The 23,702-nt window shown below is 58.4% G+C and carries 23 protein-coding genes; 8 read left to right on the forward strand and 15 right to left on the reverse strand.

Going from position 1 to position 23,702, the window contains the following annotated elements:
• Positions 1 to 56: 56 nt before the first annotated feature.
• Positions 57 to 617 (reverse strand): D-glycero-beta-D-manno-heptose 1,7-bisphosphate 7-phosphatase, encoded by a 561-nt coding sequence (gmhB, locus tag Q9R34_RS03840; RefSeq protein ID WP_434126779.1) that lies wholly within the window; start codon positions 615 to 617, stop codon positions 57 to 59.
• Between the two features lie 200 nt (positions 618 to 817).
• Here gmhB and metN point away from each other — a divergent pair, with 200 nt between their 5' ends.
• The 6 genes from metN (at position 818) to proS (ending at position 6,389) form a co-directional block, all read left to right on the forward strand.
• Entirely contained in the window at positions 818 to 1,849 is a 1,032-nt protein-coding gene (metN, locus tag Q9R34_RS03845) for a methionine ABC transporter ATP-binding protein MetN (RefSeq protein ID WP_434126781.1), read from the forward strand.
• Complete coding sequence (locus tag Q9R34_RS03850) at positions 1,842 to 2,495, forward strand: methionine ABC transporter permease MetI (RefSeq protein WP_033749615.1); 654 nt, start codon at positions 1,842 to 1,844, stop codon at positions 2,493 to 2,495. The genes metN and Q9R34_RS03850 overlap by 8 nt, the downstream gene beginning before the upstream one ends.
• A 37-nt stretch (positions 2,496 to 2,532) precedes the next feature.
• Positions 2,533 to 3,348 carry a MetQ/NlpA family lipoprotein gene (locus tag Q9R34_RS03855; protein ID WP_311783028.1) on the forward strand — a complete coding sequence of 272 codons (816 nt, stop codon included), beginning with the start codon at positions 2,533 to 2,535 and terminating at the stop codon, positions 3,346 to 3,348.
• A gap of 132 nt (positions 3,349 to 3,480) precedes the next feature.
• Positions 3,481 to 3,876 (forward strand): Rcs stress response system protein RcsF, encoded by a 396-nt coding sequence (gene rcsF, locus Q9R34_RS03860; RefSeq protein WP_485892464.1) that lies wholly within the window; start codon positions 3,481 to 3,483, stop codon positions 3,874 to 3,876.
• Positions 3,873 to 4,601 carry a tRNA (N6-threonylcarbamoyladenosine(37)-N6)-methyltransferase TrmO gene (gene tsaA, locus Q9R34_RS03865; RefSeq protein ID WP_485892465.1) on the forward strand — a complete coding sequence of 243 codons (729 nt, stop codon included), beginning with the start codon at positions 3,873 to 3,875 and terminating at the stop codon, positions 4,599 to 4,601. The genes rcsF and tsaA overlap by 4 nt, the downstream gene beginning before the upstream one ends.
• Before the next feature lie 69 nt (positions 4,602 to 4,670).
• Positions 4,671 to 6,389 (forward strand): proline--tRNA ligase, encoded by a 1,719-nt coding sequence (proS, locus tag Q9R34_RS03870; protein ID WP_485892466.1) that lies wholly within the window; start codon positions 4,671 to 4,673, stop codon positions 6,387 to 6,389.
• Between the two features lie 34 nt (positions 6,390 to 6,423).
• Here proS and arfB read toward each other — a convergent pair whose 3' ends face one another.
• Entirely contained in the window at positions 6,424 to 6,834 is a 411-nt protein-coding gene (arfB, locus tag Q9R34_RS03875) for an alternative ribosome rescue aminoacyl-tRNA hydrolase ArfB (RefSeq protein WP_485892468.1), read from the reverse strand.
• 208 nt (positions 6,835 to 7,042) lie between these two features.
• On the opposite strand from arfB, the gene Q9R34_RS03880 reads away from it, so the two are divergent.
• Together Q9R34_RS03880 and rof are read left to right on the forward strand one after the other, a co-directional pair.
• Positions 7,043 to 7,243, forward strand: a complete 201-nt coding sequence (locus tag Q9R34_RS03880) for a YaeP family protein (protein ID WP_434126864.1) — start codon at positions 7,043 to 7,045, stop codon at positions 7,241 to 7,243.
• Complete coding sequence (rof, locus tag Q9R34_RS03885; protein ID WP_033749607.1) at positions 7,230 to 7,490, forward strand: Rho-binding antiterminator; 261 nt, start codon at positions 7,230 to 7,232, stop codon at positions 7,488 to 7,490. The genes Q9R34_RS03880 and rof overlap by 14 nt, the downstream gene beginning before the upstream one ends.
• A 37-nt stretch (positions 7,491 to 7,527) precedes the next feature.
• On the opposite strand, the gene Q9R34_RS03890 is transcribed toward rof, so the two are convergent.
• The 13 genes from Q9R34_RS03890 to bamA all read right to left on the reverse strand — a co-directional run bounded on the left by Q9R34_RS03890 (position 7,528) and on the right by bamA (position 23,671).
• Entirely contained in the window at positions 7,528 to 7,836 is a 309-nt protein-coding gene (locus Q9R34_RS03890; RefSeq protein ID WP_434126787.1) for a c-type cytochrome, read from the reverse strand.
• Entirely contained in the window at positions 7,833 to 9,152 is a 1,320-nt protein-coding gene (tilS, locus tag Q9R34_RS03895) for a tRNA lysidine(34) synthetase TilS (protein ID WP_485892470.1), read from the reverse strand. Before tilS ends, Q9R34_RS03890 begins: the two co-directional genes overlap by 4 nt.
• Before the next feature lie 50 nt (positions 9,153 to 9,202).
• The gene (locus tag Q9R34_RS03900) at positions 9,203 to 9,592 is read right to left on the reverse strand and encodes a VOC family protein (protein WP_485892471.1); all 390 of its coding nucleotides are present in this window, start codon (positions 9,590 to 9,592) and stop codon (positions 9,203 to 9,205) included.
• Between the two features lie 88 nt (positions 9,593 to 9,680).
• Positions 9,681 to 11,819 carry a lysine decarboxylase LdcC gene (locus tag Q9R34_RS03905; RefSeq protein ID WP_485892472.1) on the reverse strand — a complete coding sequence of 713 codons (2,139 nt, stop codon included), beginning with the start codon at positions 11,817 to 11,819 and terminating at the stop codon, positions 9,681 to 9,683.
• Positions 11,820 to 11,966: 147 nt separating this feature from the next.
• Positions 11,967 to 12,923: an acetyl-CoA carboxylase carboxyl transferase subunit alpha gene (accA, locus tag Q9R34_RS03910; RefSeq protein WP_485892473.1), complete on the reverse strand. Its 957-nt coding sequence runs from the start codon at positions 12,921 to 12,923 to the stop codon at positions 11,967 to 11,969.
• A 12-nt stretch (positions 12,924 to 12,935) separates the two neighbouring features.
• Positions 12,936 to 16,418 (reverse strand): DNA polymerase III subunit alpha, encoded by a 3,483-nt coding sequence (dnaE, locus tag Q9R34_RS03915; protein WP_485892474.1) that lies wholly within the window; start codon positions 16,416 to 16,418, stop codon positions 12,936 to 12,938.
• Between the two features lie 31 nt (positions 16,419 to 16,449).
• Positions 16,450 to 17,076, reverse strand: coding sequence for a ribonuclease HII (gene rnhB / locus Q9R34_RS03920; protein WP_485892475.1), 627 nt, complete (start codon positions 17,074 to 17,076; stop codon positions 16,450 to 16,452).
• Positions 17,069 to 18,217, reverse strand: coding sequence for a lipid-A-disaccharide synthase (gene lpxB, locus Q9R34_RS03925; RefSeq protein ID WP_434126794.1), 1,149 nt, complete (start codon positions 18,215 to 18,217; stop codon positions 17,069 to 17,071). Before lpxB ends, rnhB begins: the two co-directional genes overlap by 8 nt.
• Positions 18,218 to 18,220: 3 nt before the next feature.
• Entirely contained in the window at positions 18,221 to 19,009 is a 789-nt protein-coding gene (gene lpxA / locus Q9R34_RS03930) for an acyl-ACP--UDP-N-acetylglucosamine O-acyltransferase (protein ID WP_485892476.1), read from the reverse strand.
• Positions 19,010 to 19,012: 3 nt separating this feature from the next.
• The gene (fabZ, locus tag Q9R34_RS03935) at positions 19,013 to 19,468 is read right to left on the reverse strand and encodes a 3-hydroxyacyl-ACP dehydratase FabZ (RefSeq protein WP_013507953.1); all 456 of its coding nucleotides are present in this window, start codon (positions 19,466 to 19,468) and stop codon (positions 19,013 to 19,015) included.
• Positions 19,469 to 19,619: 151 nt separating this feature from the next.
• The gene (gene lpxD / locus Q9R34_RS03940; RefSeq protein ID WP_434126797.1) at positions 19,620 to 20,645 is read right to left on the reverse strand and encodes a UDP-3-O-(3-hydroxymyristoyl)glucosamine N-acyltransferase; all 1,026 of its coding nucleotides are present in this window, start codon (positions 20,643 to 20,645) and stop codon (positions 19,620 to 19,622) included.
• Positions 20,646 to 20,648: 3 nt separating this feature from the next.
• The gene (skp, locus tag Q9R34_RS03945; RefSeq protein WP_434126799.1) at positions 20,649 to 21,146 is read right to left on the reverse strand and encodes a molecular chaperone Skp; all 498 of its coding nucleotides are present in this window, start codon (positions 21,144 to 21,146) and stop codon (positions 20,649 to 20,651) included.
• Between the two features lie 113 nt (positions 21,147 to 21,259).
• Complete coding sequence (gene bamA / locus Q9R34_RS03950; RefSeq protein WP_485892477.1) at positions 21,260 to 23,671, reverse strand: outer membrane protein assembly factor BamA; 2,412 nt, start codon at positions 23,669 to 23,671, stop codon at positions 21,260 to 21,262.
• Positions 23,672 to 23,702 lie beyond the last annotated feature (31 nt).

The following is a 23,702-nucleotide window of genomic DNA, read 5'->3' on the forward strand; positions in this document are numbered from 1 at the left end:
GCGCCTTTTTTAAAGTTTTGTGTCGTTCGTCTGATTATTGCGCAAAACGCGCGTTTTTAGCGCTTTTTAATCGCCTGAGGCAGCTCGGCGATGCTATTCAGCACCCAGTCTGCGGCCGCTTCCCCTTCCGCCGTGACGGTTTTGCCGCTGCGCACCAGCACATTTGTGCCCACGCCCGCCGCTTTGCCCGCCAGCACATCTTCCGTTTTGTCACCCACCATATAGGAAGCCGCCATGTCGATATTGAGATGCTTCTGTGCTGAGAGCAGCATGCCAGGGTGCGGCTTGCGGCAGTCGCATGCCTGACGATAGGCTTCCACCGGCGCGTCCGGCAGATGCGGACAGAAATAGATGCCGTCGAGATCGACATCGCGGTCCGCCAGCGACCAGTCCATCCACTCCGTTAGCTGCATGAACTGCTCTTCGCTGAACATACCGCGGGCGATGCCGGACTGATTGGTGATCAGCACCAGCGCGAATCCCATCTTCTTCAACTCCTGCAGCGCCTCGATGGCGCCGTCGATAAACTGGAAGTTGTCGATTTCATGAACATAGCCGTGATCCACGTTCAGGGTGCCATCACGATCGAGAAATACAGCCGGGACTTTATTCGCCACTGAGAAACTCCTGCTACTAAAGATGCTACTAAAATTGCCGCCTAGTATTGCATGATTGCAATAAAAGAGAGAATGGCAGATGAGATGACTTTGATTGATTTAGACGTCTGGATGCCTTACCATCCGTTCAGCTTTCGCTCCGGCATTCAGCGCGAAAGGTTCCACACCACGGACAACGCAAGACGATAATAAATAACCTAATGATTAAACTCGAAAATATTACCAAAGTGTTCCAGCAAGGTTCACGCACCATTCAGGCGCTCTCGGATGTTAGCCTGCATGTGCCTGCAGGAGAGATCTATGGCGTTATCGGCTCGTCCGGCGCCGGTAAAAGTACCCTTATCCGCTGCGTTAACCTGCTGGAGCGCCCAACGTCAGGGCGCGTACTGGTCGACGGCCAGGAGCTAACCGCCCTGAGCGAACGTCAGCTGACTCAGGCGCGCCGTCAAATCGGCATGATCTTCCAGCACTTTAACTTGATGAACTCACGTACCGTCTTCGGCAACGTGGCGCTGCCGCTTGAGCTGGGTAGCCTCTCGCGCGAAGCGATTAAACAGCGCGTGACGGAACTGCTGGAGCTGGTCGGCCTGGCCGATAAGCATGACGCCTGGCCCGCCAACCTCTCCGGCGGACAGAAACAGCGCGTCGCCATCGCCCGCGCGCTGGCCAGCAATCCCAAAGTGCTGCTGTGCGATGAAGCCACCAGCGCGCTCGATCCCGCTACCACCCGCGCTATCCTCGAGCTGCTGAAAGATATCAACCGTCGCCTGGGCCTGACTATTCTGCTGATTACGCACGAGATGGATGTGGTGAAGCGTATCTGCGATCAGGTCGCAGTCATCAGCCAGGGCGAGCTGATCGAAAAAGACAGCGTTAGCGAAGTCTTCTCTCATCCGAAAACGCCGCTGGCGCAGCAGTTTATTCAGTCGACGCTGCACCTCGATATCCCGGAGGATTATCAGCAGCGCATGGTGTCGCAGCCTGCTGCCGAGCGCGTGCCGCTGCTGCGTCTTGAGTTTACCGGCAAATCGGTCGATGCACCGCTGCTCTCTGAAGCCGCACGCCGCTTCAACGTCAATAACAACATTATCAGCGCGCAGATGGATTACGCCGGCGGCGTGAAGTTCGGCATTATGCTGGCCGAGATGGACGGCGCTGAGAGCGACGCCAACGCCGCTATCGCGTGGCTGCAGGAAAATCATGTGAAAGTAGAGGTACTGGGTTATGTCTGAGGCGATGATGGCTTTACTGGCGCGCGGCGTCTGGGAAACGCTGATGATGACCTTTGTCTCCGGCTTCTTTGGCTTTGTACTGGGTCTGCCGGTCGGCGTGCTGCTCTACGTCACCCGTCCAGGACAGATTCGGGAAAACCGGACGCTCTATCGCATCCTCTCTGCGCTGGTGAACATTTTCCGCTCTATTCCCTTTATTATCCTGCTGGTCTGGATGATTCCCTTTACTCGCGCCATCGTCGGCACCTCTATCGGCCTGCAGGCGGCTATCGTGCCGCTGACCGTCGGCGCTGCGCCTTTTATCGCACGTATGGTCGAGAACGCGCTGCTTGAGCTGCCGACCGGACTGATCGAAGCGTCACGCGCCATGGGTGCTACGCCGCTGCAAATCGTGCGCAAGGTGCTGTTGCCGGAGGCGCTGCCGGGCCTGGTGAACGCCGCAACCATCACGCTGATTACGCTGGTCGGCTACTCCGCCATGGGCGGTGCCGTCGGCGCGGGCGGGCTGGGACAGATTGGCTATCAGTACGGCTATATCGGCTATAACGCGACAGTGATGAATACGGTGCTCGTGTTACTGGTCGTTCTGGTGTATTTAATTCAGTTTTGTGGCGACCGCATCGTGCGTGCCGTGTCCCATAAATAAGTCAGCAATATCATTACGTCTCCATTAAGGAAGAGATATGACTTTTACATTCAAAAAGATTGCCGCTGTGGGTGCACTGATTGGCGCGATTGCGCTGGCAGGATGCGATCAAAAAGCCAAAGATCCGAACCACATCAAAGTGGGCGTGATTGTTGGCGCAGAGCAGCAGGTCGCCGAAGCGGCGCAGAAAGTCGCGAAGGATAAATATGGTCTCGACGTCGAGCTGGTGACCTTTAACGACTACGTGCTGCCGAACGAAGCGCTGAGCAAAGGCGATATCGACGTCAACGCCTTCCAGCACAAACCTTATCTGGATCAGCAAATCAAAGATCGCGGCTACAAACTGGTGCCGGTCGGCAACTCCTTCGTTTATCCCATCGCCGGCTATTCGAAAAAAATCAAATCGCTGGATGAGCTGCAGAACGGCGCGCAGGTCGCTATCCCTAACGATCCGACCAACCTCGGTCGCTCCCTGCTGCTGCTGCAGAAAGTGGGCCTGATCAAGCTGAAGGATGGCGTCGGCCTGTTGCCGACCTCGCTGGACATCGTCGAGAATCCGAAAAACCTGAAGATCGTCGAGCTGGAAGCGCCTCAGCTGCCGCGTTCGCTGGACGATCAGCAGATCGCGCTGGCGGTAATCAACACCACCTACGCCAGCCAGATTGGCCTGACGCCAGCTAAAGACGGCATCTTCGTTGAAGATAAAGATTCGCCGTACGTGAACCTGATCGTTAGCCGCGAAGATAACAAAGATGCTGAAAACGTGAAAAAATTCGTTCAGGCCTATCAGTCTGACGAAGTTGCAGAGGCCGCGAACAAGATCTTTAACGGCGGCGCAGTGAAAGGCTGGTAATCCCTTTCCTGACACTTCTGACCAGGGCGGCGCATAGCCGCCCTTTCTTTTGCGCCGCATCCGGCGCGACTTGTTATTTCGCCGGGTCCTTGTTTCAATAACGCCACTTTTTACAACCTTGAGGATGTTGCCATGCGTTTATTTCCGCTCTGCTTGTTAGCATTGATGCTGACCGGGTGCGTTCACGAATATCACCCGATAAGCAGCGCACCCGCTCATTCGCAGCCCTCCCGCGAGCCCGCGCGCAAGCCCGCGCCGCGTCCTGCGCCGGTCAAAGTCTATACCGACGCCGCCGATTTGGTCAGCAAGCCGTTTCGCGATCTGGGCGAAGTCGCTGGCGATGACTGCCAGAACAGCCGCCAGGATTCACCGCCGAATATCGCCACCGCGCGCAAGCGTCTGCAGATTAAAGCCTCTTACCTGAAAGCCAATGCCGTTCTGCTGCATAAGTGTGAAATCGTCAGCAGCACGCCGGGCTGCTACCGTCAGGCGATCTGTCAGGGCTCTGCGCTGAAAGTGAATCAATGAGCGCTTTCGCCTTCGAGCAGATCGGCGTGATCCGTTCGCCGTGGAAAGAGAAATTCGCCGTTCCGCGCCAGCCTGGCCTGGTGCAGGATGGCCACGGCGAGCTGCATCTGATGGCGCCCTATAACCAGCCGGAGGCGGTACGCGGCCTGGAGAGTTTCAGCCATCTCTGGGTGCTGTTCGTGTTTCATCAGACCATGGCAGGCGGCTGGCGGCCCACGGTGCGCCCGCCGCGCCTGGGCGGCAATACCCGCATGGGCGTGTTCGCGACGCGCTCGACCTTTCGCCCGAACCCTGTCGGCATGTCGCTGGTTGAGCTGAAAGCCATACGCTGCGAGAAGAATCAGGTGATCCTGCAACTCGGCAGCCTGGATCTGGTGGACGGCACGCCGGTCGTGGATATCAAGCCTTACCTCCCCTTCGCCGAGGCGCTGCCGCAGGCAAAGGCCGGTTTCGCGCAGGAAGCGCCCGCGGCCGATATGCCGGTGCGCTTCTCGCCGCAGGCGGAACAGCAGCTGGCGCAGCAGCAGCAGCGCTATCCCTACCTGGCGCGTTTTATCCGCGACGTGCTGGCCCAGGATCCGCGTCCCGCCTACCGCAAAGGCGAAGCGCAGTTGCGCGAATATGCCGTCTGGCTGCTCGATTTCAATGTGCGCTGGCGCGTCGATGAAAGCGGTACCGAGGTAACCGGCATCGAGCCGCGCGAAAACGCGCTTTTGAGCCCGTGATCTCGCTGGTACACTAGCCGCCAACAAAACTTTTGTCAGTGACTCTCCGTTCAACTGGAACCTTAATCAATGCGTACTACTCAATATTTGCTCTCCACCCTTAAGGAGACGCCCTCCGATGCGGAAGTGATCAGCCACCAGCTGATGCTGCGCGCCGGGATGATCCGCAAACTGGCTTCAGGTCTCTATACCTGGCTGCCGACCGGTTTACGCGTGCTGAAAAAAGTCGAAAACATCGTGCGCGAAGAGATGAACAACGCGGGCGCGATTGAGATCTCTATGCCGGTGGTTCAGCCTGCTGATTTGTGGCAGGAGAGCGGTCGCTGGGAACAGTACGGCCCGGAACTGCTGCGCGTCGCCGATCGCCACGAGCGCCCGTTCGTGCTCGGTCCGACGCATGAAGAAGTGATTACCGATCTGATTCGTAACGAGCTCAGCTCCTATAAGCAGCTGCCGCTGAACCTCTATCAGATCCAGACCAAATTCCGCGATGAAGTGCGTCCGCGCTTTGGCGTGATGCGCTCGCGCGAGTTCATCATGAAAGACGCCTACTCCTTCCATATTTCGCAGGAGTCGTTGCAGGAAACCTACGACGCAATGTACCGCGCCTACTGCAACAGCTTTAGTCGTATGGGCCTCGACTTCCGCGCGGTTCAGGCGGACACCGGCTCGATCGGCGGCAGCGCGTCGCACGAATTCCAGGTGCTGGCGCAGAGCGGCGAAGATGATGTGATCTTCTCTACCGAATCGGACTACGCCGCCAATATCGAAATGGCCGAAGCGGTGGCGCCAGCGGGCGATCGCCCGCAGCCGACACAGGCGCTGGCGCAGATCGACACGCCGAACGCGAAAACCATCGCCGAGCTGGTAGAGCAGTTCCAGCTGCCGATTGAAAAAACCGTGAAGACGCTGATGGTGAAAGCCAGCGAAGAGAGCGGCCATACGCTGGTTGCGCTGCTGGTGCGCGGCGATCACGAGCTGAACGAGATTAAAGCGGAGAAGCTCGACATCGTCGCCTCGCCGCTGACGTTCGCCACCGAAGAAGAGATTCGTGCCGCCGTAGGCGCAGGTCCCGGCTCGCTTGGCCCGGTGGGTCTGGCGATGCCGATTATCGCCGATCGCAGCGTCGACAAGATGAGCGACTTCTGCGCCGGCGCCAACGTCGATGGCAAGCACTATGTCGGGATTAACTGGGAGCGCGATCTGCCGCAGGCGATCGTGGCCGATATCCGCAACGTAGTAGAAGGCGATGCGAGCCCGGACGGTAAAGGCACGCTGCAGATCAAACGCGGCATCGAAGTCGGCCATATTTTCCAGCTCGGCACCAAATACTCGGAAGCGATGAAAGCGGCGGTTCAGGGCGAAGATGGTCGCAATCAGGTGTTGACCATGGGCTGCTACGGTATCGGCATTACGCGCGTCGTCGCGGCGGCCATCGAGCAGAACCACGACGAGCGCGGCATTATCTGGCCTGCGGCACTGGCGCCGTTCGACGTTGCGATTCTGCCGATGAACATGCACAAATCTTTCCGCGTGAAAGAGCTGGCGGAAGAGCTTTACCACACCCTGCGCGCCAAAGGCGTCGAAGTGATCCTCGACGACCGTAAAGAGCGCCCGGGCGTGATGTTCGCCGATATGGAGCTGATTGGCGTGCCGCACACTATCGTCATCGGCGACCGCAATCTCGATAACGAAGAGATTGAGTACAAAGCGCGCCGCGCCGGCGAGAAAGAGATGATCAAGCAGAGCGAAATCGTCGACTTCCTGCTGAAAGCGCTTAACAAGTAAGACCCTTCCCGCCCCCGTTCTCGGGGGCGTTTTATTACAGCACTTTTCCCCGCATCGATTTGGTCGAACTGCGTCGCGCTTTGCCTTCCAGCCGCCGCTCTTTCGACGCGCGCGTCGGTCGCGTAGCGCGCCGCACCTTCTCTACCCGCGTCAGCTCCTGAATCAAATTGATCAGTCGCTGCACCGCCGCCTCGCGGTTCATCTCCTGACTGCGATACTCCTGCGCTTTGATAATTACCATGCCTTCCGGCGTAATCAGATGGTGTTTCGCCGCCAGCATGCGCTGCTTGTAAAACGGCGGCAGCGAGGAGGCGGCGATATCGAAACGCAGATGAATCGCGGTGCTAGTTTTATTCACATGCTGCCCACCGGCCCCCTGGGCGCGAATGGCGCTTAACTCAACCTCGCCGTCGGGCAGCTCGACCGTGCGTGAAACTTTAATCATCTGTCACCTGAGACAATGTCGCCTCGTTTAACCTGTTCATCAACTTAACCTTTTGTGCTTGCTGTTTATGGCGCGTAGCCAGCGGATTCTGTCACTTTAGCCGCTTTCGACGCGGCGATCCTGCTTTGCTCTGGCTGAAATCCAGGAAATGCCTGTGATATAGTTCCTCAGGCAACCAGAGTATTCTTGCTCTGCTGAGGAGGTGAAAGTGCAAAAATATTGTGAATTGGTTCGTCAGAAGTATGCCGAGATCGGCAGCGGCGAACTGGGATATGTGCCCGATGCACTCGGATGCGTTTTAAAGGCACTTGATGATATTGCCGCAAATTCTGCGCTAAACTCTTCTGTCAGGGAACAGGCAGCCTATGCCGCTGCAAACTTACTGGTGAGCGACTATGTTGACGAATGAAGCTTATAGACCCATCAACTGCGATGATTACGACAACCTGGAACTCGCCTGCACGAAACGCTGGACGCTTGAGCTGACCCTTAAAAACGGGGAAGCGCTGAAGGCGAAAGCGACGGATATGGTTTCACGTAAAAACGTTGAATACCTTTCTATCGATCTCTCCGGCGAAACGCGCGAGTTGCGCCTCGATCACATCGCCAGCTTCAGCCATCCTGAGCTGGGCACCGTTGTCGTCAGCGAAGAGTAGCGACAGCGCCTCGGGCGGGATACTCCCGCCCTCTTTCCTAAGGTTTCAGCGACCCATAGTAAGCCGACAAATCCGCCATATCCTCATCGCTTAATCCAGCCACAAAGGCCTTCATGACTTCCGCCTGCCCGCCGCTGCGCTCGCCCTTTTTATAGGCCTGCAGCGCATGGTTGAGGTAAGCGGCGTTCTGTCCCGCCAGGTTGGGATAGAGCGGCATGCTGCTTTTTCCCTGCGCGCCATGGCAGGCGGCGCAGGCGGCCGACTTCTGCGCCCCCGCGTTGATGTCGCCGTCGGCCAGCGTCGGCAGCGCCGCGGCCAGCAGCAAGGCGGCCAGTAATTTTTTCATAGTTGCTCTCCAGCACGCTCATTATGTTGCCAGATCGCCTGCCAGCCGCTGTCGTCGACGGCGGCGCCTTCCCGGGTGACAAACAGACCGGGCGCGCAGACAAGCGTCTGATTGTAGTAGATCAGCGGAGTACGGTCGCGCTGCCACGGCGGGATCGCCAGCTCCTGCCACAGCTTTTTGATTTCGCGGCCGCCGGCCCGGCCCGCCAGATGAAAATAGCCCTGCGCATGAAAACGTACGCTCACCTCTTCGTCCGCCTCGGGCTGGCGCAGCGCCGAGGGCGCACGGTGGGCATGCAGCACGCCGAGCCGCTGCGGCAGCACCAGCGGCGCGCGCCGATCGGACCAGAGCAGCAGCCGATCCTTTAGCGACGCGCAGCGCGGCACCCAGTAGAGCCGCTCGCGATAGCGACGCACCTCCGCCTCGCCAAAGCGCAAACGCGGCTGCGCGTCTTCGCGGCTCAGCATCACTTCCTCGCGCAGACGCGTCAGCGCGGCGCGCGACACCATCGGCGCGCCCTGACAGCCGATCCAGCGTCGCAGCAGCGCGTTCGCGCGCGTCTCGCTCATCTGTAAAAGCGGCGGGAAATGCAGGCTGCCGTCTGGATGCATCAGACCGGCCAGCTGCTCCGCCAGCAGTTCGTCCAGCAGCTGCTCCTGCTCGCCGCACAGCGCCGCGCTGCGCGCGCACGCGGCGGCGAAGTGCGGCCAGCGCGCCTGCAGCGTCGGCAGCAGATGCTGGCGCAGGAAATTGCGATCGTAGCGCGCGTCCAGATTGCTTTCATCGTCGACCCAGCGCAGCTGATGCTGCTGCGCGTAGGCTTCAAGCTGCTGACGCGACTGCCCGAGCAGCGGACGCAGCAGCACACGGCCGTGGCGCTGATGCCGCACCGGCATCGCCGCCAGCCCGGCCGGTCCGCTGCCGCGCTTCAGCGCCAGCAGCAGCGTCTCGCACTGGTCGTCGAGATGTTGTGCGGTCAGCAGCCACTCGTCAGGCTGCATCGCCGTCGTCAGCGCCTGATAGCGCGCCGTGCGCGCTGCGCCCTCGACGCCCTGCTCGCGCGCGTCGACCTGCACGCGCAGCACTTCGCAACGCAGCTGCCAGGCTTCACAGATCGCCACGCAGTGCGCGGCCCAGCTGTCGGCGTTGGGGCTTAATCCGTGGTGGACATGCAGCGCGCGCAGGCGCGCTTGTGGATGCGTCTGTTGCCAGCTAACCAGCTGATGCAGCAGCACGGTAGAGTCGAGACCGCCGCTAAACGCCACCGCCAGCGCGGCATCGTCAGGCAACAGCGAAGCGAGATGAGACAAAGGCATGACGCGTTCCAGAATCAGGGCCGCCGGGTGCGGCCCTTGCGCGCGCTATTTTACGCCTGATAGAGCTCCAGCGGCAAACCATCTGGATCGGCAAAGAAGGTGCACTGCTTGCCGGTCAGATCGTCGATGCGGATCGGTTCGCACACCACGCCTTTTTCCGCCAGCGTCGCGACCGCCGCACTCACGTCCGGCACGGTAAAGGCCAGGTGACGCAGGCCGCAGGCTTCAGGATGACTGACGCGCGCCGGCGGTGAAGGAAAGGAGAAAAGCTCAATGGTGTACTGGCCGTTCAGCGCCAGGTCACCTTTCCATGAATCGCGCGCTTCGCGGTAAACCTCGCCCATCAGGCTGAAGCCGAGCACATCGCAATAAAAGGCCTTACTGCGCGCATACTCGGTGGCGATGATGGCGATATGGTGAACAGAAGATAACTGCAACATGAAAAGACTCCTTGACTGTTTTGTTTATCCTGAGACGTGCGGCGGCGGCTTGCAATGCGCAATTGTCTGAAGCCGCTGCCTTTTTCCGTTATTTCAGCACCCGAACGCGATAATCGCCCTCTTCTGTCAGCGTTGCGCCGTGAATATCGGTTTCAAAGCCGGGATAGTGGCGCCCGATAGTGCAGAGCATCAGCAGAAAGTCGAGCACCGCGCGGCTCTCTTCGGTGATCATCTCCCCTGGCATCACCAGCGGCACGCCCGGCGGATAGGGCAGGATCATATTGGCGGAGACGCGTCCCACCAGCTGCTTCAGATCCACCGTCTCTACTTTGCCCTGCACCTGCTGCTGGAAAGCCTGATGCGGCGTCATCTTCATTTCCGGCAGCACGTCGAATGCCTTGAGCATCAGGCGCGGCAGATCGTGCTGACGGATCAGCTGGTGGATACCTTGCGCCAGCGTCTGGATGCGCATATGGCGGTAGAAGTCGGGATCTTCAGCATAAAGATCCGGCAGCATATTTTTCACCCGTAGGTTGAGATCGTAGGCGCGTTTGAACTCGGTCAGGCCGCGCAGCACGCTCATCGCCCGGGTCTTGTCGATGCCGATGCTGAACAGAAACAGCAGGTTATAGGGCCCGGTTTTTTCTACCACAATGCCGCGCTGGTCGAGGAATTTCGCCACCAGCGCGGCTGGAATCCCCTCTTCCGCCATCTCGCCCAGCTCGCTCATGCCGGGCGTCAGAATCGTGACCTTGATGGGATCGAGATACATATGGTCGGCGTCCGCCTGGGTAAAGCCGTGCCATCCCTCTTCGCCCGGCTGGATCGGCCAGCATTCAGCCTCGTCGATATGCTCCGGCTGCCAGATATCGAAGAACCAGCTGTCGGACTCCTCCCGCAGGCGCTGGATCTCCCGGCGAAAATGCAGCGCGCGCTCGACCGAACGATTGATCAGCCGCTTGCCGGGATTGCCGCGCAGCATTGCCGCCGCCGTTTCAATCGACGACACAATCGCATAGTTGGGCGATGTGGTGGTGTGCATCATGTAGGCTTCGTTGAAGGTGTGCTCGTCGTAATCGCCTTTAATATGGATCAGCGACGCCTGCGAGAAGGCCGCCAGCAGCTTGTGGGTCGACTGGGTCTCATAGATCACTTTGCCAGGCGTACGCTCGCCGCTCATGCCGCTTTTGCCGGCATAGACAGGATGGAAGTTGGTATAGGGCACCCAGGCGGAATCGAAATGGATCGACGGCACCTCCAGTGTCTCCTTGATGTACTGCGTGTTATAAAGTAGGCCATCGTAGGTGGAGTTGGTGATCACGGCGTGCACTGGCCAGCTGGCGCGGGCGGTATTCGCCACCTTCTCCTCAATGCTGGCGCGGGTGAACTCCCGCTTAGGGATGCCGCCGAGAATGCCCAGCGCGTTGCGCGTCGGCTTGAGCCAGATAGGCACAATATCGCTCATCATCAGCAGATGCGTCAGCGACTTATGGCAGTTGCGGTCAATCAATACCGTGCTGCCGCTCGGCGCCGCATACATGCCGACGATTTTATTCGAGGTCGAGGTACCGTTAGTCACCATGTAGCTCTGCTCGGCGCCAAAAGTCCTAGCAACATACTCCTCGGCCTCCAGGTGCGGGCCGGTATGATCGAGCAGCGAACCGAGCTCGGTCACGGAGATAGAGATATCCGCCTTCAGGGTATTGGCGCCGAAAAAATCGTAAAAGAGGCTGCCGACCGGGCTTTTTTGAAAAGCGGTGCCGCCCATATGGCCGGGCGTGCAGAAGGTGTACTTACCCTCTTTCACGTAGGTGAAGAGCGCTTTGGTCAGCGGCGGGGTTATCTGGTCGATATAGTCGTCGGTGTACTGGCGAATATGCAGCGCGATATCGTCCGCGGCGCTCAGCGCATATTCAAAGAAGTGCAGCGCCATGCGCATCTCGTTGATGCTGACATCCATCTGCGAATGGGTGTTGATAAAGGCGTAGAGCGGCAGGTATTCATTGAGCTGATTGATATCGGCACAGAGCGCCGGACTGTTGTGCGCGTCCCAGTCAAAGATCACGCCGCAGATGCGCGGGTTGTGCTCTATCAGCTTTAGCAGATCGTCGATGTTCGTCGGATAAATCAGCTGAAACCCCTGCTGCGTCAGCGCGGTATTCAGTTCACGCAGCGGCTCGTCTTTGTAGAACATGCCGTGTGAACCCATGATCGCCAGAATATTCAATGCGCACCTCCCTTTTAGTGTGGCAGGGCTAAGCATAGCGAAGGATGGCGGTCAGGTGCTGTCGGAATGCTCCTCTCTGCTGTCGATCGGTAAATCAAAGGTATAAAAAAAGCGGACCGAAGTCCGCTTTTTCACCGCGCTACGCCCTTAAGCGTAGCCGTAGCTCATCAGACGCTGATAGCGACGATCGAGCAGCTCTTCGGTGCTCAGGGTGTCGAGATCGGCCAGATCGGCCAGCAGCTGGTTTTTCAGCGACAGCGCCATATCCACCGGCTGACGATGCGCGCCGCCCAGCGGTTCAGGGATAATTGAGTCAATCAGCTTCAGCTCTTTCAGACGGTTAGCCGTGATGCCCATCGCCTCTGCCGCCAGCGGGGCTTTATCCGCGCTTTTCCACAGAATCGAGGCGCAACCTTCCGGCGAGATCACTGAATAGGTGCTGTACTGCAGCATATTGACTTTGTCGCCCACGCCGATCGCCAGCGCGCCGCCTGAGCCGCCTTCGCCAATCACGGTGCAGATAACCGGAATTTTCAGGCCGGACATTTCGCGCAGGTTGCGGGCAATGGCCTCAGACTGACCGCGCTCTTCCGCGCCCACGCCCGGATAGGCGCCCGGCGTGTCGATAAAGGTGATCAGCGGCATTTTGAAGCGCTCGGCCATTTCCATCAGGCGCAGCGCTTTGCGGTAGCCTTCCGGCGCTGGCATACCGAAGTTGCGGCGAATTTTCTCTTTGGTTTCGCGACCTTTTTGATGACCAATGATCATGACCGGGCGGCCGTCGAGACGGGCAATACCGCCGACAACCGCTTTGTCGTCGGCGTAGGCGCGATCGCCTGCCAGCTCGTCAAAGTCGTCAAAAGCGTTGCGAACGTAGTCAAGCGTATAAGGACGCAGCGGATGACGCGCCAGCTGCGCGACCTGCCATGCGCCCAAATCGGCGAAGATTTTACGGGTCAGCTCAACGCTCTTTTCGCGCAGGCGCTGCACCTCTTCGTCCAGATTAATGTGTTTATCATCCTGACGACCAATCGACGTAAGCGAATCAATTTTCGCTTCAAGTTCCGCGATAGGCTGTTCAAAATCCAGGTAATTAAGACTCATAATGTTCCTGTTTTAGTCAAACTCCAGTTCAACCTGCTCCGACCCTATCAACGAACGCAGTTCGTTGAGCAGGCGATCGCTGGGCGAAATACGCCACGCTGCACCAAAGCGTAGCTTCGCTCGCGCGTCGGCTCTCTGATAGTAGAGATTCACCGGAATCGTCCCCGAGCGATGGGGCTCGAGAGACTGGCGGAGCCGGTTTAATAGCTGGTCATCAATTTGCCTGTCCGTCAGCGAGATAGCAAGTCCGCGCGCGTATTTTTCGCGCGCTTCGTCAATGTCCATGACTTCACGGGCGGTCATTTTAAGGCCGCCGCTGAAGTCATCAAAGCTGACCTGTCCGCTGACGATCAGGATACGGTCTTTCTCCAGCAACTGCTGGTATTTATCTAACGCATCGGTAAATAACATCACCTCAAGACGACCGGAACGATCGTCCAGAGTACAGATACCAATTCGATTGCCGCGCTTGGTCACCATCACGCGGGCCGCCACCACCAGACCGGCGGCGACGGTAATTTTACCACGCTCGGTAGGATGCATGTCCTTGAGGCGCATGCCGCCTACATAGCGTTCAATCTCTTTCAGATACTGATTGATCGGATGGCCGGTGAGATAGAGGCCGAGCGTTTCCCGCTCGCCGTCGAGCTGCACCTGTTCCGGCCAGGGCGCCACGCTGGCGTAGGATTTCTCTACCTGCTCCGGCTCTTCCGCCAGTACGCCGAACATGTCGGCCTGGCCGATCGCCTCCGCTTTGGCGTGCTGATCCGCCGCCTTCAGCGCGTCGCCGAGCGAACTCATCAGCGCCGCACGGTGCGGACCGAGGCGATCGAAGGCGCCGGACATAATCAGCTTCTCCATCACGCGACGGTTAATTTTTTTGGTGTCGGTGCGCGCGCAGAGATCGAACAGCTCGCGGAAATAGCCATCCTGGTTGCGCGCTTCAAGGATCGCTTCGATCGGGCCTTCGCCGACGCCTTTAATCGCGCCGATGCCATAGACGATCTCGCCGTCGTCGTTGACGTGGAACTGATAGAGGCCGGAGTTGATATCGGGCGGCAGCACCTTCAGGCCCATGCGCCAGCACTCGTCCACCAGCCCGACCACCTTCTCGGTGTTATCCATATCGGCGGTCAACACCGCCGCCATAAACTCGGCCGGATAGTGCGCCTTCAGCCACAGCGTCTGGTAGGAAACCAGCGCATAGGCGGCGGAGTGCGATTTGTTAAAGCCGTAGCCGGCGAATTTCTCCACCAGGTCGAAGATCTTCATCGACAGCTCGCCGTCGATGCCCATGCGCTCTGCGCCCTCTTTAAATACCGAGCGCTGCTTGGCCATCTCTTCCGGTTTCTTTTTACCCATTGCGCGGCGCAGCATATCCGCGCCGCCCAGGGTATAGCCGGAGAGCACCTGGGCGATCTGCATTACCTGCTCCTGATAGAGGATAATGCCGTAGGTGGGTTCGAGCACCGGCTTCAGGCTTTCATGCTGCCACTGAATATCGGGATAGGAGATTGCCTCGCGCCCGTGCTTACGGTCGATAAAGTTATCTACCATGCCCGACTGCAGCGGACCAGGACGGAACAGCGCCACCAGCGCGATCATATCTTCAAAGCAGTCCGGCTTCAGACGTTTGATCAGATCTTTCATGCCGCGCGATTCAAGCTGGAACACCGCCGTGGTTTCCGCGCGCTGCAGCATGTCGAAGCTTTTTTTATCCTCCAGCGGGATAGCAGCGATATCGATCGGCGGCAGGCCCTGCTTCTCCCGGCGCGGATTGATCATCTTCAGCGCCCAGTCGATGATGGTGAGCGTGCGCAGACCCAGGAAGTCAAACTTCACCAGGCCAGCGTATTCAACGTCGTTCTTATCAAACTGCGTGACCGGATGGTTGCCGTTTTCGTCGCAGTAGAGCGGCGCGAAGTCGGTGATCTTCGTCGGCGCGATGACCACGCCGCCGGCGTGCTTGCCGGCGTTACGCGTGACGCCTTCCAGCTTGCGCGCCATATCAATCAGCGCTTTGACCTCTTCGTCCGCGTCGTATATTTCCGGCAGCTGCGGCTCGACGGCGAACGCTTTTTCCAGCGTCATGCCCGGATCGGGCGGGATCAGCTTGGAGATGCGATCGACGAAGCCATACGGATGCCCCAGCACGCGGCCGACGTCGCGGATAACCGCTTTCGCCGCCATGGTGCCAAAGGTGATGATCTGTGATACCGCTTCGCGCCCGTACATCTCGGCGACGTGATCGATCACCTGGTCGCGCTTCTCCATACAGAAGTCGACGTCGAAGTCAGGCATCGAGACGCGTTCCGGGTTAAGAAAGCGTTCGAACAGCAGGTCAAACTCCAGCGGATCGAGGTCGGTGATCTTCAGCGCGTAGGCGACCAGAGAACCGGCGCCGGAGCCGCGTCCCGGACCGACCGGAATGCCGTTATCTTTCGACCACTGGATAAACTCCATCACGATCAGGAAGTAGCCAGGGAAGCCCATCTGGTTGATAACGTTGAGCTCAATCTCCAGACGCTCGTCATATTCCGGCCGCTTCTCCGCGCGCACGGCCGCATCGGGAAAGAGAAACTCAAGGCGCTCTTCCAGCCCTTCCCGCGACTTCATCACCAGAAAATCTTCGGTGGACATATCGCCGGTCGGGAACTGCGGCAGGAAGTACTCGCCAAGGCGTACCGTGACGTTGCAGCGCTTAGCAATCTCTACGCTGTTTTCCAGCGCTTCCGGGATGTCCGAGAACAGCTCGCACATCTCCTCTTCGCTGCGCATATATTGCTGAGGGCTGTAGTTGCGCGGGCGTTTGGGATCGTCCAGCGTATAGCCGTCGTGGATCGCTACGCGGATTTCATGGGCGTCGAAATCCTCTTCATTGAGGAAGCAGACCTCATTGGTGGCGACTACCGGCACGCCTTCGGCGATGGCAAGCTCAACCGCGGCGTGCAGATAGCTCTCCTCGTCAGCGCGTCCGGTGCGCGTCAGTTCGAGGTAGTAGCGATTGGGAAAGTGGGTCTGATAGAAGTCGAGGCACTGCGCCACCAGCGCGCTGTTGCCGCGCAGCAGGCTGCGGCCCACGTCGCCGCAGCGTCCGCCGGAGAGCAGTATTAATCCTTCGCCCAGCTCCGCCAGCCAGTCACGGTCGATAACTGGCCCGGCGATGCCGTAGCCGCGCTGGTAGGCGCGCGAGATGAGCAGGGTCAGGTTCTGATAGCCGGTATTATTGGCGGCCAGCACCGTCAGCTGAGTCAGCTCGTCGCCCATCAGTTCGCTCGCGACTTTGAAGTCGGCACCGATAATCGGTTTGATCCCCGCGCCGTGTGCGCTGCCGTAGAAACGCACCAGCCCGCACAGGTTCATAAAGTCCGTGACAGCGAGGGCCGGCATGCCGAGCGCAGCCGCCTTTTTGACCAGCGGCCCGGTTTTCGCCAGGCCATCGACCATAGAGTAGTCACTGTGGACACGCAGATGTATAAAACGGGGTTCAGCCATATCGGTTTCCGGTTAAAACAGCGTCAGGCTATTAAAGCGTAGCTGGCTGGCCAGCGGCCAGAACGTCAGCGTCAATCAGGGCGTTGCGCACCGGCGCAAAGCTGCGGCGATGGTGCGGCGTGGCGCCGTGCTGCGTCAGCTTTTCCATATGCAGCGCGGTAGGATAGCCTTTGTGCTGCGCAAAGCCATACTGGGGAAACAGGCGATCCAGCTCCGCCATTTCGCTATCGCGCGACACCTTGGCGATAATCGACGCCGCGCTGATCTCCGCGACCAGGCTATCGCCTTTTATCACCGCCTGCGACGGCATCGGCAGCACCGGGCAGCGGTTGCCATCCACCAGCACAAAATCGGGGGCGATCGCCAGGCCAGCGACCGCGCGCTGCATCGCCAGCATGGTGGCGTGCAGAATATTGAGCCGGTCGATCTCCTCCGGCTCGGCGCGGCCCAGACTCCACGCCAGCGCTTTTTCTTTGATCTCGTCGAACAGGGCGAGACGGCGCTTTTCCGACAGTTTCTTCGAATCCGCCAGACCCTGAATCGGGTTGGCGGGATCGAGGATAACCGCCGCCGTGACGACCGCGCCGACCAGCGGGCCGCGGCCCACTTCGTCAACGCCCGCAATCAGGCGGGCATCGGGATAGATAAAATCAGCCATTGGCGATCTCCAGTACGGCGTCCGCTGCCTGTTCGTCTGCGTTCCAGCGGATCTGCTGATGCAGTTCGGTGAAGGTCGCAAGCAGCGCATCGCGTTGCGCACCGGCGTGCAGCAGCGGCTCGAGCGCCGCCGCCAGCGCGTGCGGCTCGCACTCCTCCTGCAGCAGCTCTTTCACCAGCTCGCGCCCCGCCAGCAGATTGGGCAGCGAGACGTAAGGCGTTTTCACCAGCCGCTTCGCCAGCCAGAAGGTTGAGGGCTTCATACGATAGCCGACGACCATCGGGCATTTTGCCAGCATACACTCCAGCGCGGCGGTGCCGGATGCCAGAATCGCGGCGTCGCTCGCAATCATCGCCTCGCGTCCCTGACCGTCCAGCAGATGCATCGGCAATTCAGGCGCGACGTCGGCTTTGATCTGTTCGAACTGCGCGCGACGTTTCGCGTTGACCAGCGGCACAACAATTTCCAGCGCTGGATAGCGTACGCGCAGCAGCTGGGCCGCGCGCAGAAAATCGGCGCTGAGCATCTCGACTTCCGCATGTCGGCTGCCGGGCAGCAGCGCGAGGCAGAGCGCCTCGTCGCTAATGCCTAGCGTGCGGCGTGCAGCAGACTTGTCCGGCTGCAGCGGCATCGCATCCGCCATGGTGTGGCCGATAAAGCGACACGGCACGTTGAAGCGATCGTAAAAGGCTTTTTCAAACGGCAGGAAGGCGAGCACCAGATTGGTATTGCGGCCGATTTTAAAGACGCGCTTTTGTCGCCATGCCCAGACCGAGGGGCTGACGTAGTGAATGGTGCGAATGCCGTTGCGCTTCAGTCGCCCTTCCAGCCGGATATTAAAATCGGGCGCATCGATGCCGACAAAGACGTCCGGCCTGAGTTCGGTAAAGCGCTGCGTCAGGTCGCGGCCGATTTTCATCAGGCGCGGCAGACGGCCGAGCACTTCCACGATGCCCATCACCGCCAGCTCTTCCATCTCATACCAGGTTTCGCAGCCTTCGGCCTGCATGCGCGGGCCGGCCACGCCGACGAAACGGGCATCGGGGTGACGCGCTTTGAGCGCGCGGATCAGGCCGGCGCCAAGAATATCGCCGGACGTTTCTCCGGCGACCAGGGCTATCGTAAGGGGACGCACTGACATGAATTAACGAATCAACCCACGCGTAGAACGAGCAAAGAAGTCGTAGAAAGGCTGTACTTCGCTATGCTGCTTTGCCAGCGCTTCAATTTCCGGCTTGGCTTCTTCCAGCGTTTTGTTGCTGCGGTAGAGCACTTTATAGGCGTTGCGAATAGCGTGCAGCGCCTCTTTGCTAAAGCCGCGGCGCTTAAGACCTTCGATATTGATACCGAACGGCGTCGCGTGGTTGCCCTGCGCGATAACGTACGGCGGTACATCCTGCGCGACGCCTGAACACCCGCCGACCATCACATGCGCGCCGATGGTGCACCACTGATGCACCGCCGTCATGCCGCCGATAATCGCAAAGTCGTCCACGGTGACGTGACCGCCCAGCGTGGCGTTGTTGGCGAAAATGCAGCGGTTGCCGATCACGCAGTCGTGCGCGATGTGCGCATTCACCATCAGCAGGTTATCGCTGCCGATAGTGGTGACGCCGCCGCCCTGCGCGGTGCCGCGATGAATAGTCACGCTTTCGCGGATGCGGTTGCGGTCGCCTACTTCAACGCGCGTCGGCTCGCCGGCATATTTCAGATCCTGGTTCACTTCGCCAATAGAGGCGAACTGATAGATCTGGTTATCTTTCCCGATACGCGTGTGGCCATTGATGACCACATGCGACTTCAGGACGGTGCCTTCACCGATTTCCACATGTGCGCCAATAAAGCAGAACGGGCCGATGTGGACGTTGGGGCCGATAATGGCCCCTTCTTCGATAACGGAACTGGCATGGATGGTGGCGCTTGGATCAATCACAGATTATGCCTCCCGGCTACGGGCACACATCATGGTCGCTTCACAGACGATCTTGCCGTCAACGGTAGCAACGCCTTTAAAACGCGTTAAACCGCGGCGGGTTTTCTCGAAAGTCACTTCCATGATCATTTGATCGCCCGGTACGACCGGACGCTTGAAACGGGCTTCGTCGATGCCGGCGAAATAGTAGAGCTCGCCCGGCTCCAGTTTACCCACGCTTTTAAACGCCAGGATACCGGTAGCCTGCGCCATCGCTTCCAGAATCAGAACGCCAGGGAAAATCGGTTTACCAGGGAAATGCCCCTGGAAAAACGGTTCGTTAACAGAGACGTTCTTTACCGCACGCAGATACTTGTGCTCTTCAAACTCCAGCACGCGATCAACCAGCAGAAACGGGTAGCGGTGCGGCAGCAGCTCTAAAATTTCTTCAATTTTCAGAGTATGAGTTTCAGTAGTCAAAATACTCTTCCTGTCCTAAAAATCTGATGACATCAATAACACGGCCTGCACAGATCAAGATGATCCTCCGCAGGCCGAAATCGGTTCAATGGCGCCTGGCTTGCCTGCTTAACCGTTTTTATTAGCAAGCCGGTCGCATGTGGGATGGCGTTTAGTCGTCTTTGCCGACCTTCCGCTCGATGGCTTTTAAGCGCTTGCTCATGTCATCGATGTTCATCACCAGCGCTGCAGTTTTGCGCCAGGTTTTATTGGGTTGTAGCGGAATGCCTGAGGAGTAGACTCCAGGCTCTGTGATAGGACGCATAACCATGCCCATACCGGTAACGGTCACTTTGTCACAGATTTCCATATGCCCGTTAATGACGCTGGCACCGCCAATCATACAGTAACGGCCAATTTTCAAACTACCCGCCATGATCACACCACCCGCAACGGCGGTATTGTCGCCAATAACCACGTTGTGTGCGATCTGACACTGGTTGTCTATGATAACACCATTGCCGATCAGAGTGTTATCCAGAGCGCCACGATCGATCGTGGTACAGGCGCCGATCTCTACGCGATCGCCGATAATTACAGCGCCAAGCTGCGGGATTTTCACCCAATTGCCGCGATCGTTGGCGTAGCCGAAACCGTCCGCGCCGATTACGGTGCCGGACTGAATCAGACAATCCTGACCAATTTCAATTTCATGGTAGACGGTGACGTTGGCCCAGAGGCGGCTGTTATTGCCGATGCGCGTCTTTTTACCGACGAAACAGCCCGCACCGATAACAACGTTGTCGCCGAGCACCACATCCGATTCAATCACCGCGTTGGCGCCGACAGAGACATTCTGCCCCAGTTTCGCGCTGGGATCGATTACCGCGCTGGGCGCGATATTCTGCGCAGGCTGCGGTGTAGTGTCCAGCAGCTGAGCCATGCGCGCATAGGTCAGATAGGGGTTCTTCACTACCAGCGCGGCCGAGTGGCACCACTCCAGATCCGCTTCCGTCAGCACCACGGCCGAAGCCTGACACTGGGCGAGCTGCTCGCGGTAGCGGCTGTTGCTGAGAAATGTGATTTGGCCGGCCTGGGCGGATTGCATAGAAGCAATGCCGGAGATGGCGAGGTCGCCATCTCCGTGCAATTCTGCATCCAACTGCTGGGCTAAATCAGCCAGTCGAATTGATGACATCGATTATTTAACCTGTTTCAGCACGTCAGCAGTAATGTCTTTCGCGTTTGCCGCGTAAGCCACCGCGTTGGCGTCGATCACCACGTCATAACCTTCGTCGTTCGCGACTTTCTTCACGGCATCCTGAATGCGGCTCAGCAGTTTGTTACGCTCTTCCATCTGACGGCGGCGGTTATCCTGCTCGAACGCCTGGGCTTTCGAAGAGAAAGCTTCGCGCTGCGACATGACGTCTTTTTCCATGCGGCTGCGTTCGCTGGCCTTCATGGTTGATCCGTCGCGCTGCAGGCGCTGCATCTTGGTCTGCAGATCGCGTTCCTGGCTCTGCAGCTCGGTTGCGCGGCCTTTGAATTCGTTTTCCAGCTGTTTAGCAACGGTCGCACGCTGCGGTAACTGTTGGAAAATGCTGGACACGTTTACCACTGCGATTTTGTCAGCAGCCTGAGCGCCTGCGGATACAGCTAAAGCAAGACCCAGTCCTGCGGCACACAACAACTTTTTCACTATAAACTCCTTACCATCAACGTTTGTGTCAGCGACACAGTGTTTGCTCCGAACCGCTCTAAAAACCGCGATTCGGTAGCAAGACTTCAGCTTATGCTTCCTTGCTCAGAACCTTACCAGGTTTTACCAATGTTAAACTGGAACTGTTCTGATTTGTCCCCTTCCACTTTTTTAACCGGCTGGGCATAAGAGAAGACCAGCGGCCCCAGCGGGGACATCCACTGCAGCGCAATACCGCTTGAAACGCGGATATTGTTTGGATCGCTATAGTCCGGGATGCCGGCGGCGCGGGTTTCAGCCGTATTCTCCCATTTGGTATCCCAGACGGTACCCGCATCCACAAACAGCGAGGTGCGTACCGAGTTGGCATATTTCTCGCTCAGGAACGGCGTCGGCGTAATCAGCTCCAGGCTGGCCACCGCCATCGCGTTGCCGCCAACCGCGTCGTCCGACTTACAGATGCCATTCGGATCGCTGAGCGTACAGGTTGACGAACGGTCATTCAGGTAAGCCGCTTTCGGACCAATGGTGTTGGAACGGAAACCGCGCACCGTGCTCGAGCCACCCGCATAGAAGTTCTCATAGAACGGCATCTCTTTGCCGCCAAGACCATCGCCGTAACCGACGCGACCACGGCCTAACAGCACCCAGGTGCGATCGCGGTTAAGCGGTACGTACTGCTGGGTATCCAGCGTCGCTTTGTAGAAGCTGTTGTCCGATCCCGGAATGGTGACCTTGCCGTTCAGGTTGGTACGGTTACCTGCGGTCGGGAAGAAGCCACGATCCAGGGTGTTGTACGTCCAGCCGTAGTTGAAGGTGAAGTCATCCGCCGAGAAATCGCCTTTGTCGTTCAGCTCCTGCGGCTTGCCGACCGAATCGAGATAGCGCCACATCGCCACCTGCGGCTGCATGTTGGAAAGGTCGTTGTGCACATAGCCCAGACCCACACGCAGCGTGTTGTTTTCGTTGACCGGGAAGCCCAGCGTGCCGTCTACGCCGTAACTTTTGTTGGTGTAGTCGGACAGGTCGGCATCGTCCGCTTTAAAGTCGTTATAGAAGACGCGCCCGCCCAGGCTCACGCCGTCGACCGTAAAGTAGGGATCGGTCAGTGAGAATTCGGCATAGGTCTGATAGTCATTTTTAGTACCGCTGATGCTCACCGTATTGCCGGTGCCCAGCCAGTTGTCCTGGGTGACGCCGACCTGGAAGCTGACCCCGCTTTCGGTGCCGTAGCCGACGCCGAAGTTAAAGGTACCGGTGTTGCGCTCTTTGACCTTGTAGACCACGTCTACCTGATCGGGCACGCCCGGCACGCGCTGAGTGTCGACATCAACGGTTTCAAAGTAGCCGGTACGGTTCAGACGCTCTTTGCCCTGCTCCACCAGGTCGCTGCCCAGCCATGCGCCTTCCATCTGGCGCATTTCGCGACGCAGCACCGCATCTTTCGACGTGTCATTGCCTTCGAAGCGCACTTTACGCACGTAGTAACGGTTGCCGGCATCAACGCTGATATGCAGCTTCACCGTTTTATCAGCGTCGTTGATTTCCGGCTGCGTCATCACGCGCGGATAGGCGTAACCGTAGCGGCCCAGCAGCTTCTTGATGTCATCTTCCATCTGGGTGACTTTGGTGCCGTTATAGAGCTCGCCCGATGGAATCTGCGTCAGGTGTTCAATTTCTGCCGAGTGGCCCGCCATGCTGCCGTTAACAATCACGCCAGCGATTTTGTACTGATCGCCCTCGGTGATGTTTACCGTGATGTAGATGCCTTTTTTATCCGGTGTCAGGCTGACCTGCGTCGAATCGATGTTAAAGCGCGCATAGCCGCGATCGAGATAGAAGCTGCGCAGCGTCTCAAGGTCGCCCGCCAGTTTTTGCTTCTGATATTTGCGATCGCCGACCACGTTCCACCAGGGCACTTCGTCGCGCAGCTGGAAACGGGAGATCAGCTCGTCAGAGCTAAACGCCTTGTTGCCGACGATGTTAATCTGCTGAATCTTTGCAGAGACGCCCTCGGTGAAGACCAGTTTCAGGTCGACGCGGTTGCGTGGCAGCGGCGTCACTACGGCCTTCACGTTGGCGGTGTATTTACCGACGCTGTAGTAGAAATCCTCCAGTCCCTTCTCAATTGAAGAGAGGGTGGTGCGGTCAAGGGCTTCGCCTACGCGTACGCCAGAGGCCTCAAGGTTCTGCTTGAGCTGCTCCTCTTTCACCGCTTTGTTGCCGGTAAAGGTAATGCTGGCAATGGTAGGACGTTCTTTCACCTGGACAATCAGCGTAGTTCCGTCGCGCAGGACCTGAACATCCTCAAAGTTACCGGTAGCGAAGAGTGAACGAATGGTATTTTTGACATCTTCGTCATTAACCGTATCGCCAACTCGTACCGGCATGCTCAGCAGAGCCGCGCCGACGGCGACTCGCTGCAGCCCTTCGAAATGAATATCCTTCACCACGAAATCGTCTGCACCGTAAACGGTGGCGCTGCTAAACAGCAGCGACGCTATGAGCAACTTTTTCATCGCCATCGTTATTATGCGTTTTCCTAACACATCCCTC

This window comes from Enterobacter sp. BRE11, assembly GCF_031844285.1.
In the GTDB taxonomy this organism is placed as follows: Bacteria; Pseudomonadota; Gammaproteobacteria; order Enterobacterales; family Enterobacteriaceae; genus Pantoea.

Excerpts from the sequence above, each read along its gene's own strand:
- lpxD (WP_434126797.1), bottom strand. The coding sequence starts at position 20,645 with ATGTCATCAATTCGACTGGCTGATTTAGCCCAGCAGTTGGATGCAGAA.
- arfB (WP_485892468.1), bottom strand. The coding sequence starts at position 6,834 with ATGATTAAAGTTTCACGCACGGTCGAGCTGCCCGACGGCGAGGTTGAG.
- proS (WP_485892466.1), top strand. The coding sequence starts at position 4,671 with ATGCGTACTACTCAATATTTGCTCTCCACCCTTAAGGAGACGCCCTCC.
- rcsF (WP_485892464.1), top strand. The coding sequence starts at position 3,481 with ATGCGTTTATTTCCGCTCTGCTTGTTAGCATTGATGCTGACCGGGTGC.
- rof (WP_033749607.1), top strand. The coding sequence starts at position 7,230 with ATGTTGACGAATGAAGCTTATAGACCCATCAACTGCGATGATTACGAC.
- lpxB (WP_434126794.1), bottom strand. The coding sequence starts at position 18,217 with ATGTCAGTGCGTCCCCTTACGATAGCCCTGGTCGCCGGAGAAACGTCC.
- dnaE (WP_485892474.1), bottom strand. The coding sequence starts at position 16,418 with ATGGCTGAACCCCGTTTTATACATCTGCGTGTCCACAGTGACTACTCT.
- Q9R34_RS03890 (WP_434126787.1), bottom strand. The coding sequence starts at position 7,836 with ATGAAAAAATTACTGGCCGCCTTGCTGCTGGCCGCGGCGCTGCCGACG.
- bamA (WP_485892477.1), bottom strand. The coding sequence starts at position 23,671 with ATGGCGATGAAAAAGTTGCTCATAGCGTCGCTGCTGTTTAGCAGCGCC.
- Q9R34_RS03900 (WP_485892471.1), bottom strand. The coding sequence starts at position 9,592 with ATGTTGCAGTTATCTTCTGTTCACCATATCGCCATCATCGCCACCGAG.
- tilS (WP_485892470.1), bottom strand. The coding sequence starts at position 9,152 with ATGCCTTTGTCTCATCTCGCTTCGCTGTTGCCTGACGATGCCGCGCTG.
- Q9R34_RS03855 (WP_311783028.1), top strand. The coding sequence starts at position 2,533 with ATGACTTTTACATTCAAAAAGATTGCCGCTGTGGGTGCACTGATTGGC.
- rnhB (WP_485892475.1), bottom strand. The coding sequence starts at position 17,076 with ATGGCTGATTTTATCTATCCCGATGCCCGCCTGATTGCGGGCGTTGAC.
- tsaA (WP_485892465.1), top strand. The coding sequence starts at position 3,873 with ATGAGCGCTTTCGCCTTCGAGCAGATCGGCGTGATCCGTTCGCCGTGG.
- metN (WP_434126781.1), top strand. The coding sequence starts at position 818 with ATGATTAAACTCGAAAATATTACCAAAGTGTTCCAGCAAGGTTCACGC.
- accA (WP_485892473.1), bottom strand. The coding sequence starts at position 12,923 with ATGAGTCTTAATTACCTGGATTTTGAACAGCCTATCGCGGAACTTGAA.
- Q9R34_RS03850 (WP_033749615.1), top strand. The coding sequence starts at position 1,842 with ATGTCTGAGGCGATGATGGCTTTACTGGCGCGCGGCGTCTGGGAAACG.